Source organism: Actinoplanes sp. NPDC048796 (assembly GCF_040650035.1).
Taxonomy (GTDB): Bacteria; Actinomycetota; Actinomycetes; order Mycobacteriales; family Micromonosporaceae; genus Actinoplanes.
The window spans coordinates 962,992-972,635 of the sequence record NZ_JBEZGO010000001.1 but is presented as its reverse complement, the minus strand read 5'-3'; the positions used below and the strand labels follow the sequence as shown (position 1 = coordinate 972,635).

The following is a 9,644-nucleotide window of genomic DNA, read 5'->3' as shown; positions in this document are numbered from 1 at the left end:
GGAATGGGCGAGCAGACGAACGCGGCGCGGCTCAACGAGCTGAACGCGACGATCCGGTACACGATGTGGTCCGTCTTCCGGGCCGAGACGCCGCTGCCGGCGCTGCGCGACGAGCTGGCCGGTGAGGTCGACGGCCTCTTCGAGCAGCTCGCGGCCAAGGACGTGACGATCCGCGGCACGTACGACGTGGCCGGCCTGCGGGCCGACGCCGACGTGATGATCTGGTGGCACTCGGAGTCCTCGGACGCGCTGCAGGAGGCGTACTCCCTGTTCCGCCGGACCGTGCTGGGCCGGCACCTGGCGCCGGTCTGGTCGCAGATGGCGCTGCACCGCCCGGCCGAGTTCAACAAGAGCCACATCCCGGCGTTCCTGGCCGGTGAACAGGCGCGGCCCTACCTCTGCGTCTACCCCTTCGTGCGGTCGTACGAGTGGTACCTGCTGCCCGACGCCGAGCGGCGCCAGATGCTGGCCGAGCACGGTCAGCTGGCCCGCGGATACCCGGACGTACGGGCCAACACGGTCGCGTCGTTCGCGCTGGGCGACTACGAGTGGATGCTGGCCTTCGAGGCCGACGAGCTGTACCGCATCGTCGACCTGATGCGTGACCTGCGGGCCTCCGAGGCGCGGCGGCACGTGCGCGAGGAGGTTCCGTTCTACACGGGCCGCCGGCGCTCGGTGGCGGAGATCGTCGCTACCCTGCCGTAACCCGGCGCATGGGGACGTGCGGGATGCCGTCCTCGAGGTATTCGGGCCCGTCCGGCCGGAATCCGAACCTGGCGTAGTAGTCGGTGAGATGAGCCTGGGCGTGCATCACGCTCGGGCGGTTCCCGATGATCGTCAGGGCCTCGGTGATCAGCCGGCCGGCCAGCCCGGTGCCCCGGGCGCTCTTGGCGGTGACGACGCGGCCGATCCGCTGCGTCTCGCCGTCGTCCAGGATGCGCAGGTACGCCCGGATCTCGTCGTCGCGGGTGATCCACAGATGCCGGGTGCCGGGCTCGTCGTCGCGGCCGTCGAGGTCGCCGTACGCGCACTCCTGCTCGACGACGAAGACGTCGGCGCGGAGCTTGAGGATCGCGTACAGGGTCGTCGTGTCAAGATCTCGGAACGAGGCCGACCTGAACTCGTCATGTTGTTCCGGTTGCATGTGCCGAATCGTATGCGGCGCGGCGTCACCCGTATCGTCCCCGGGCGTTGTACGGATGGAAGCCGGAGGTGTGGAGGACTTCATGATCAAGCGGAGCAAGCTCTTCGGCAACAAGACCCGGGTGACCTTCTGCCTGCCTCAGGCGGCGGTCGACGGGAAGGTCAGCGTCGTGGGCACGTTCAACGGGTGGGAGCCGGGCCGGCACGAGCTCAAGCCGCGCCGCGACGGCACCCGCACGGTCAGCGTGACCGTCGGCCCCGGTCACTACCGGTTCCGGTATCTGGCCACGGGCGGCGTCTGGTTCGACGACGAACTAGGTGACGAGCTTCTCGTGTAACGCAATTCGCAGTTTGGGCCGCGTTGCACCGGAGATTCGCTTGACTGGGCAAGCAGATCTACGAGGAGGCAACCATGGCCGGTACGCGGCTCGCAGTCATCTACTACTCGTCCACCGGGACCATCCACAAGATGGCCGAGCGTCTCGCCCAGGCCGGTGAGAAGGCCGGCGCCGAGGTACGGCTGCGCCAGGTGCCCGAGCTCGCGCCGGCCGAGGCCATCGCGTCCAACGCGGCGTGGAGCCAGCACTTCGACAAGACCAAGGACGAGCCCAAGGCCACGGCGGACGACGTGGTCTGGGCCGACGCCGTCCTGTTCGGCTCGCCGACCCGGTACGGCAACGTGGCCAGCCAGCTGAAGCAGTTCATCGACACGCTCGGGCCGCAGTGGGGCCAGGGCCTGCTGGCCAACAAGGCGTACGCGGGCTTCACCGCCTCGATGACCGCCCATGGCGGCCAGGAGTCGACGCTGCTGGCGCTCTACAACACGATCTACCACTTCGGCGGCATCGTGGTGGCTCCCGGCTACACCGACCCGCTCAAGTTCGTCGACGGCAACCCATACGGCGTCTCGCACGTCACCGGCGGCAGCAACGACGCCCCGCTGGGCGACGCTCAGTACGCGGCCCTGGACCACCTGGCGCAGCGGATCGTCGCCATCGGCGGAAAGCTGAAAAGCGAATAAAAGTCGCTTTTCTCGCTAATCTGGCTGTATGACCACGTACGAGACCGCCGACCTGCACACCCGGGTCGCCCGGTACGAGGCCGCCCTGGAAGAGTTGCGGGCGGCGCACAAGGATGTCCGCGCCGTCCTGCAGGACCAGATCCTCTACGAACGGTGGCAGCAGATGGGTGCCGACCTCGGCTTCGTCGCCGACCAGGCGCCGCCGCCCGACCAGCACATCCCACAGATGTCCGACAGCTGGGCGAGTTAGGTTTCTGCTCCACCCCTGGCCACCTGGGGGGTGGAGAGATCCCGGTTGCCGGCCGCAACCGGGACCCGCCGGACGGTCCCACCCCTGCGTGGGCCCGCCCGGCGGGTAGGTTGGCTGCCATGCCCGTCGACACCCAATACGAGGACCTGCTGCGGCGGGTCCTGACCACCGGCACCCCGAAAAGCGACCGCACCGGCACCGGCACGGTCAGCCTGTTCGGTGAGCGCCTGCGCTACGACCTGTCGGCCGGCTTCCCGTTGATCACCACCAAGCGGGTGCACTTCAAGTCGCTGGCGGTCGAGCTGCTGTGGTTCCTGCGGGGCGACAGCAACGTCGGCTGGCTGCGCGAGCGCGGCGTGACGATCTGGGACGAGTGGGCGTCGCCCACGGGCGAGCTGGGCCCGGTCTACGGGGTGCAGTGGCGTTCGTGGCCCAAGCCCGACGGCGGCCACATCGACCAGATCAGCGGCATCCTCGAGACGCTGCGCCGCGACCCCGACTCGCGTCGCATGATCGTCTCGGCGTGGAACGTGGCCGACCTGCCGGAGATGGCGCTGGCGCCGTGCCACGCGATGTTCCAGTTCTACGTGGCCGACGGCCGGCTCTCCTGCCAGCTCTACCAGCGCAGCGCCGACCTGTTCCTGGGCGTGCCGTTCAACATCGCCAGCTACGCGCTGCTCACCCGCATGGTGGCCGACCAGGCCGGGTTGCTGCCGGGCGACTTCATCTGGGTCGGCGGTGACTGCCACATCTACAACAACCACGTTTCGCAGGTCCAGGAGCAGCTGTCCCGCCCGGCGTACGAGTTCCCGCAGCTCTCCCTGAAGCCGAAGCCGTCGCTGTTCGACTACGAGTACGAGGACTTCGAGGTCGTGGGCTACCAGCACCACCCGGCGCTGAAGGCGCCCGTCGCGGTATGACGGTGCACATGATCTGGGCCGAGGCGCACGATCGGGTGGTCGGCGCCGGCGGCGGGATCCCGTGGCGGCTCTCGGAGGACCAGCGGATGTTCCGGGAACGCACCGCGGGCGCGACGGTGGTGATGGGGCGAGCGACCTGGGACTCGCTGCCGGAGCGCTTCCGGCCGCTCCCGGGCCGGCGCAACGTGGTACTGACCCGTGACCCTTCGTGGTCGGCCGAAGGGGCGGAAGTTGTCCACTCGGTGGAGGAGGTGGACCTCACAGGTGAGGTCTGGGTCATCGGCGGGGAGTCGGTGTACGCGGCCTTCCTGCCGCTGGCCGACCACATCCTCCGTACCCGCGTCGACCTGGCGGTTTCCGGCGACACCCACGCCCCCGAGTTGGGTGACGGATGGGTCGTCACATCGTCGCCGGGCTGGCAGACTTCACAGAGCGGTCTGCGGTACGTGGTCGAGGAATTGGTTCGCACAGCGCAAGGCACACGACCAGAGCAGGCGCCGGTTGCCACGGAAAGCTAGTCTTCCGGCCGACGGATGACCGGCACGCCCGGCGCTAGCAGGAAGAGGTCACTCATGCTCCTGTCACCGGTGACACTCTCCGTGGTCACACCGATGTACAACGAGCGCGAAGCGGTCGATCACTTCGTGGCCCGGCTACGGCCCGTCCTGGACGGGCTCGGCGACTCGTACGAGGTGGTGGCCGTCGACGACGGCAGCAGCGACGCGACCGTCTCCCGGCTGATGCAGCTGCGCGCCGACTGGCCCCAGCTGCGGGTGGTGGCGCTGCGCCGCAACGTCGGTCACCAGACGGCGCTGCGGGCCGGCCTGCGGGCGGCCAAGGGCGCGTACGTGGTGAGCATCGACGCCGACCTGCAGGACCCGCCCGAGGTGATCGGCGAGATGCTGGCCGCCGCCCGCCGGGAGAAGGTCGACGTGGTCTACGGGGTGCGCAGCGACCGCAGCACCGACACGGCGTTCAAGCGCCAGACCGCGGGCCTGTACTACCGGGTGATGCGCAAGCTGGTCGGCCCGTGGGTCTCCGACCAGGCCGGCGACTTCCGGCTGATGAGCCGGGCCGTGGTCGAGGTGCTCAACGGCCTGCCCGAGCCGCGCCCGGTCTACCGGCTGATCGTGCCGTCGCTGGGCTTCAGCAGCGCCGAGGTGCCGTACGTGCGGGCCGAGCGGGTGGCCGGCGAGACGAAGTACCCGCTGTCGAAAATGATCAAGCTGACCCTGGACAGCATCACCAGCTTCTCGGCGGCCCCGCTGAAGATCGCGACCTGGCTCGGCCTGTTCAGCTTCTTCGTCTGCGTCGTGCTGATGATCGTCGCGCTGATCACCTGGCTGGCCGACGCCGTGGTGCCCGGCTGGACCTCGCTGTACGTGGCGGTCCTGCTGCTCGGCGGCATCCAGCTGATCTGCCTGGGCCTGCTCGGTGAGTACATCGGCCGCATCTACGCGGCCAGCCAGGGCCGGCCGCCGTTCCTGGTCGCCTTCGACACGGCCGCGCTCGACGTCACCAGCGTGGCGACGCCGGTGCCCGGCGGGCCGCTCGACGATGACGTCGAGGCAGTGGAACTGGCCAGCCAGGCGCCTTCTCGGCGTTCCTAGGCCTTCGGCTCGAGGCGGATCGACAGGCTGTTGACGCAGTGCCGGGTGTTCTTGGCGGTCATCTGCTCGCCGCGGAACACGTGACCCAGGTGCGAGTCACAGTTGGCGCAGCGGATCTCCGTACGGACCATGCCGTGGCTGTAGTCGTTGATCTCCTTGACGGCGCCCGGGATCGCGTCGTCGAACGAGGGCCAGCCGCAGTGCGAGTCGAACTTGTCGTCGCTCGGGTAGAGCGCGGCGCCGCACGCGCGGCAGTTGTACATGCCCTCGGTCTTGGTGTCGACGTACTCCCCGGACCAGGGGGCCTCGGTGCCCGCCTGGCGAAGCACCCGGAACTCGTCGGGGGAGAGGCGGACCCGCCACTGTTCCTCGGTGGTGGGCAGGGTGGTGTCGTTCGTTGCCATGCTTCAAAGGTACGACGCACTCGGGGTGCGGCCCGGTGCGTCGGCCGGTCCGTTGAACCAGGGCATGGACGATGCATCGGCGGCCATCTTCCGGCCCACCTGGCAGCAGGCCCTCGGGCGAGGGCTCTTTCTCGGATCGATCGCGAACGCCGGCCTCTGGCTGCTGGTAGCGGTCCTGAGCTGGGCTGATCTTGCGGTGCCGTCCGGGCCCGGCTGGGTCTTCGTGGCGGTCGGGCCGGCGGTGGCCGGCGCGCTGATCGGGCTGGCGGGCCGTGGGCGTACGGGCACGCAGATCAGTTCGGGCGGCATCCGGACCCGTTCGGTGTTCGCGGACGGCTTAGCCACCTGGGACGACGTGGCCGACATGCGGGCCGAGCGGCGGGGCGCGCGCACGGTGGTGTCGGTCTATCTGAACTCCGGCGCGAGTGTGCGGCTGCGGGCCCCGTACAGCGGTGAGCTCTTCGCGGCGGACCCCAAATTCGAGGGCAAAATGTTCGCTTTGTCCCATCTGTGGCGGAGTCACCGTTTCGGTGGTCTTCCGGGATGATGACCCGCCGAGGCGTCTTAAAGGGTAAATCGGGCATTTGCCGCTAAGCTCCCCTCTCGGACCATGAACACCGCCAGAGAACGGATTAACTCCTCATGAGCTCACTTCGCCGGATCGTCGCCGTCGGACTGCCCACCGCCGGCCTCACCGTCGCCGCCGCCCTGGCCCTCGGCGGGTCGCCCGCCGTGGCCACCGCCGACCAGGCCGCCCAGCCGCGCGTCGCGATCACCACCACCGACCCGGGCCGCCCGGGCGGGGCCGCCGGCTACGGCACCGAGGCGCCCGACACCGACACCCCGACCCGGGGCAACCCGGGCTACGGCAGCCCGGCCCCCACCACGCCGGCGCCCAGCTCGGCCACCCCGAGCACCCCGGCCACCACCACGCCGACCGCCAACACGGACACCGTCCCGGCGGAGACCCCGGCCGGCGCGGCCCCGGCCACCACGGCCCCCGGCGGCGGCGTCAGCGCCGGCGGCGCCCTGCCGGTCACCGGAGCGCCGATGAGCACGCTGGTGGCCCTGGGTGGCCTTCTGGTGGCCGCCGGCGCGGCCTCCGTCTGGTACACCCGGCGCCGCCGCAGCGCCTGACCGAAACGCCACAACGAAGGCCGCCCGGCGTGATGCCGGGCGGCCTTCGGCGTCCAGCGGGTAGCCGCCGATCCCGGTCGCCCGGCGTAGCGGCCATCCACGACGCGCCGGGCCGGTCAGCGGAACTCCCCGGAGGTCGCTAGGCGGCTGTCCGAGCCGCGAAGGTGAAGACGACGAGTTGGGCGTCGCGCCCGGCTCCACCGGCGCCAGGGACGCGCGTTGCCGGTGGCTTCGACCATCGCGGGTGCCCGAGCGCCGAGCGGGCGGGGACGTCGAGCACCAGGGCCAGGTGGCCTCGAACTCCGCGTCGGCGAGTCCGCGTATGCCGTCACCTCACCAGCAGGTTCTCCAGGCGTCGCAGTTCGTCGGCCGGGTCGACGGCCAGGCCCATGTGTACCGGGCCGGCGCGCAGGATCGTGCTGCGCGGCGCGACCAGCCAGCGGAAGCGTTCGCCCTGGGTCATGGCGGCCGCGGCGCCGGCCCCGGTGCAGGTGGCCGACCAGGAGGCCAGGGCCTCGCCGATCGCCTTGACGTCGGCCGACGGGTCGAGGGCGCGCAGCCGGTCCTCGTGCAGGTGGGTGCGGGCCTCCAGGAAGTCGCGGCGCTGGCAGTAGAGGACCACGCCCACGTTGATCAGCTCGCCTCGCTCGATGCGCGGGACGGCCTGGATCACGGCGTACTCGTAGGGGACTCTCATGGCAGCCACGCCTCCGGCTGGGCCGCGCGGGCGGTCAGATGGGAGATGTAGGCGTCTTTGTCGCCGTCGTCCAGCCACTCGTCGGGGACCAGGTCGACGGCCTCCCGGATGAGCGCCGGGGTGATCCGGGCCGCCAGGGCCGGCCCCTCGGTGGCCAGGGCCGTCGCGTACGGCTTCAGCACGTGGTCGTCCCATTTGTACGGACGGTGGACCACCGCTTCGGCGCGGGGCCAGTTGTGGTGGAAGTAGAGGGTCGCGCCGTGGTCGATCATCCACAGGGCGTTGTGCCAGATCAGCAGGTTGGGGTTGCGCCAGCTGCGGTCGACGTTCTCGACGAAGGCGTCGAAGGTGAGCACCCGAGAGGCCAGCCCCGCCTCCACCGGGTGGGCGACCGGGTCGTAGCCGAGCGCGCCGGGCAGGAAGTCCATGCCCAGGTTGGCGCCGGCGCTGGCCTTGATCAGCTCCTGGACCTCTTCGTCGGGCTCGGCCCGGGCCACGACCGGGTCGAGGTCGACGACGGCCAGGTCGGGCACGGGCAGGCCGAGACGGCGGGCCAGTTCGCCCGAGATCACCTCGGCCACCAGCGCTTTGGGGCCCTGCCCGGCGCCGCGGAACTTGACCACGTACGTGCCGAGGTCGTCGGCTTCCACGACGCCGGGCAGCGAGCCGCCCTCGCGCAGGGGTGTGACATAGCGGATGGCGGTGACCTCACGTAGCACGTGGATCACCCTACAAAGGGCCCTGCTTCCGCAGGTCGTCGACCTTGGTCATGGCGGTGCGCAGATCGGACAGCCACTCCTCGGTGTGCTGGCCGACGAGCTTGACGCACCAGGCCAGCGCCTCGGAGCGGGACCGGGCCACGCCGGCGTCGACCAGCGTGTCGAGGATCTGCCGCTCGGGCTGGCGCAGCCGGGTCATCACCGGCGCGGCCAGGTGGGTGAAGAGCTCGTTGGTGTCGCCGCAGCGCACGCCCCAGGCGACCTTGCGCTGGTATCGGTGTTCGACCTGGCGGGCCACCCGCATCCGGTCGTTGCGGGTGTCCTCACGGAACTGGTTGATCCGGCCCGCCTGTGCGGCCGCCCGGTCGGCGTCGGTGGCGCTGTCGCCCAGGTCGGGCGCGGTCACCCGGCCCCAGATGATGATCTCGTCGCGGTCGACGACGACCTCGGGCCGCTCGGTGAACCAGCCGTCGGTCACCGCGCCGGCGACCCAGGCCGCGGCGTCGTCGGCGTTCGGCGGCTCGACCCGTCCCGGCGGTCCCTGTCGGTATCTCATTGCTGAACCTCCCCGGTAAGCGTGATTACAAAATTACACGCTTACGCGCCAGCCGCCAGCCCCCCGGAGCGGGCGCTGAGACGGCAGACTGGGGCGATGGAGCTGCCGATCAACCCACCGGTCAAGCCGATGCTCGCCAAGCCCGTCGCCGAGATCCCGCCCGGCCAGCTCTACGAGCCCAAATGGGACGGCTTCCGGTCGATCATCTTTCGGGACGGGGCCGAGGTGGAGATCGGCAGCCGCAACGAGAAGCCGATGACCCGGTACTTCCCCGAGGTCGTCGAGGCCGTGCTGGCCAACTTCCCGGAGCGGGCGGTGATCGACGGCGAGGTGATCGTGGCCGACACCGAGCGCAACACCCTCGACTTCGAGGCGCTTCAGCAGCGCATCCACCCGGCCGCGAGCCGGGTCAAGCTGCTCAGCGAGCAGACCCCGGCTGCCTTCGTCGCGTTCGACCTGCTGGCGCTCGGCGACGAGGACCTGACCGAGCTGCCCTTCGCCGAGCGCCGGGCTCGGCTGGTCGAGGCACTGAAAGGCGCCAAGGCCCCGGTGTACGTCACGCCGGCCACCGACGATCTCGAGACCGCCCGGCGGTGGTTCGCCGAGTTCGAGGGGGCCGGGCTGGACGGGCTCATCACCAAGCCGACGGACCTGGTCTACCAGCCCGACAAGCGGGTCATGTTCAAGGTGAAGCACAAGCGGACGGCCGACTGCGTGGTCGCCGGCTACCGGGTGCACAAGTCCGGCGAGGACCGGATCGGCTCGCTGCTGCTGGGCCTCTACGACGAGCGGGACGTGCTGGTGTCGGTCGGCGTCATCGGTTCGTTCCCCATGGCCGTACGGGAAGAGCTCTTCATCGAACTTCAGCCCCTGGTGACCGAGTTCGAGGGCCATCCGTGGAACTGGGCGGCCCACGAGCAGGGCGAGCGCACGCCGCGCAAGAACGAGGTGAGCCGCTGGAACGCCGGCAAGGACCTGTCGTTCACGCCGTTGCGGCCGGAGCGGGTGGTCGAGGTCCGCTACGACTACATGGAGGGTGTGCGGTTCCGCCACACCGCCCAGTTCGAACGGTGGCGCACCGACCGTGATCCGCACTCGTGCACCTACGAGCAGCTCGAGCGCCCGGTCCAGTTCAATCTGGCCGAGGTACTGACCAGCCGCTGACCGCGGATTGTCAGACTCACCGG

Annotated in this window: 15 protein-coding genes; 10 read left to right on the top strand and 5 right to left on the bottom strand. The window is 70.2% G+C overall.

The window, feature by feature from the left end:
• Window positions 1-3 precede the first annotated feature (3 nt).
• A complete protein-coding gene (gene hemQ, locus AB0C26_RS04625; protein ID WP_360241458.1) occupies window positions 4-705 on the top strand; it encodes a hydrogen peroxide-dependent heme synthase in 702 nt (233 codons plus the stop codon).
• Here hemQ and AB0C26_RS04620 read toward each other — a convergent pair.
• The gene (locus tag AB0C26_RS04620; protein WP_360241455.1) at window positions 692-1,144 is read right to left on the bottom strand and encodes a GNAT family N-acetyltransferase; all 453 of its coding nucleotides are present in this window, start codon (window positions 1,142-1,144) and stop codon (window positions 692-694) included. The genes hemQ and AB0C26_RS04620 overlap by 14 nt on opposite strands.
• An 82-nt stretch (window positions 1,145-1,226) precedes the next feature.
• Here AB0C26_RS04620 and AB0C26_RS04615 point away from each other — a divergent pair, with 82 nt between their 5' ends.
• The 6 genes from AB0C26_RS04615 (at window position 1,227) to AB0C26_RS04590 (ending at window position 4,944) form a co-directional block, all read left to right on the top strand.
• Window positions 1,227-1,481: a glycoside hydrolase family 13 gene (locus AB0C26_RS04615; protein ID WP_360241452.1), complete on the top strand. Its 255-nt coding sequence runs from the start codon at window positions 1,227-1,229 to the stop codon at window positions 1,479-1,481.
• Between the two features lie 74 nt (window positions 1,482-1,555).
• Window positions 1,556-2,164 (top strand): NAD(P)H:quinone oxidoreductase, encoded by a 609-nt coding sequence (gene wrbA / locus AB0C26_RS04610; RefSeq protein ID WP_360241449.1) that lies wholly within the window; start codon window positions 1,556-1,558, stop codon window positions 2,162-2,164.
• A gap of 28 nt (window positions 2,165-2,192) precedes the next feature.
• Complete coding sequence (locus AB0C26_RS04605) at window positions 2,193-2,414, top strand: hypothetical protein (RefSeq protein ID WP_360241446.1); 222 nt, start codon at window positions 2,193-2,195, stop codon at window positions 2,412-2,414.
• 119 nt (window positions 2,415-2,533) lie between these two features.
• Complete coding sequence (locus tag AB0C26_RS04600; RefSeq protein WP_360241443.1) at window positions 2,534-3,334, top strand: thymidylate synthase; 801 nt, start codon at window positions 2,534-2,536, stop codon at window positions 3,332-3,334.
• Between the two features lie 8 nt (window positions 3,335-3,342).
• Window positions 3,343-3,852 carry a dihydrofolate reductase gene (locus AB0C26_RS04595; RefSeq protein ID WP_360241440.1) on the top strand — a complete coding sequence of 170 codons (510 nt, stop codon included), beginning with the start codon at window positions 3,343-3,345 and terminating at the stop codon, window positions 3,850-3,852.
• Between the two features lie 54 nt (window positions 3,853-3,906).
• Window positions 3,907-4,944, top strand: a complete 1,038-nt coding sequence (locus AB0C26_RS04590) for a glycosyltransferase family 2 protein (RefSeq protein WP_360241437.1) — start codon at window positions 3,907-3,909, stop codon at window positions 4,942-4,944.
• Here the strand turns inward: AB0C26_RS04590 and msrB are convergent.
• Window positions 4,941-5,348, bottom strand: a complete 408-nt coding sequence (gene msrB, locus AB0C26_RS04585; RefSeq protein WP_360241434.1) for a peptide-methionine (R)-S-oxide reductase MsrB — start codon at window positions 5,346-5,348, stop codon at window positions 4,941-4,943. The two genes, AB0C26_RS04590 and msrB, sit on opposite strands and share 4 nt — an antisense overlap.
• A 64-nt stretch (window positions 5,349-5,412) precedes the next feature.
• Here msrB and AB0C26_RS04580 point away from each other — a divergent pair, with 64 nt between their 5' ends.
• Together AB0C26_RS04580 and AB0C26_RS04575 are read left to right on the top strand one after the other, a co-directional pair.
• Window positions 5,413-5,895 (top strand): PH domain-containing protein, encoded by a 483-nt coding sequence (locus AB0C26_RS04580; RefSeq protein ID WP_360241431.1) that lies wholly within the window; start codon window positions 5,413-5,415, stop codon window positions 5,893-5,895.
• A 95-nt stretch (window positions 5,896-5,990) separates the two neighbouring features.
• Window positions 5,991-6,485: an LPXTG cell wall anchor domain-containing protein gene (locus AB0C26_RS04575; RefSeq protein WP_360241428.1), complete on the top strand. Its 495-nt coding sequence runs from the start codon at window positions 5,991-5,993 to the stop codon at window positions 6,483-6,485.
• 328 nt (window positions 6,486-6,813) lie between these two features.
• Here AB0C26_RS04575 and AB0C26_RS04570 read toward each other — a convergent pair whose 3' ends face one another.
• The 3 genes from AB0C26_RS04570 to AB0C26_RS04560 are packed head-to-tail and all read right to left on the bottom strand — an operon-like array spanning window position 6,814 to window position 8,457.
• Entirely contained in the window at window positions 6,814-7,182 is a 369-nt protein-coding gene (locus tag AB0C26_RS04570) for a DUF3037 domain-containing protein (RefSeq protein ID WP_360241425.1), read from the bottom strand.
• Entirely contained in the window at window positions 7,179-7,901 is a 723-nt protein-coding gene (locus tag AB0C26_RS04565) for a HipA family kinase (protein WP_360241422.1), read from the bottom strand. Before AB0C26_RS04565 ends, AB0C26_RS04570 begins: the two co-directional genes overlap by 4 nt.
• Before the next feature lie 10 nt (window positions 7,902-7,911).
• Window positions 7,912-8,457 (bottom strand): hypothetical protein, encoded by a 546-nt coding sequence (locus AB0C26_RS04560; protein ID WP_360241419.1) that lies wholly within the window; start codon window positions 8,455-8,457, stop codon window positions 7,912-7,914.
• A gap of 96 nt (window positions 8,458-8,553) precedes the next feature.
• Here AB0C26_RS04560 and AB0C26_RS04555 point away from each other — a divergent pair, with 96 nt between their 5' ends.
• A complete protein-coding gene (locus tag AB0C26_RS04555; protein ID WP_360241416.1) occupies window positions 8,554-9,621 on the top strand; it encodes an ATP-dependent DNA ligase in 1,068 nt (355 codons plus the stop codon).
• Window positions 9,622-9,644: the final 23 nt, after the last annotated feature.